The sequence below is a fragment of the Streptococcus sp. KR genome (assembly GCF_002238115.1).
GTDB lineage: Bacteria > Bacillota > Bacilli > Lactobacillales > Streptococcaceae > Streptococcus.
Map to the genome: position 1 here is coordinate 1 of NZ_NGVM01000353.1, position 222 is coordinate 222.

The window sequence follows — 222 nt, forward strand, 5'->3', positions numbered from 1 at the left end:
ATCTTGTTGTTTGAACCTTCTAAGGGCCCGTTGGTGTAGTGGTGGGTGAAAGTGTTGCCAATTTCATCATGATGAGCCGCCAAGGTTTGGAGGGCTGCCAACATCTCTTCCGAGCACCCCTGCAGGTGGTGAAAGGCTTGATTATAGTTGGGCCAGTCGCGGTTTTTGATGGTTTCACGTAACCAATTCATCACGTCGTAAGTTTGCTTGAGCTCGGGATCA

At 49.5% G+C, this 222-nt stretch carries 1 protein-coding gene; it reads right to left on the minus strand.

The window, feature by feature from the left end; genetic code table 11:
* On the minus strand, positions 1-222 hold a 222-nt coding region (locus tag CBI42_RS12255), incomplete at both ends, for a transposase (RefSeq protein WP_142294184.1).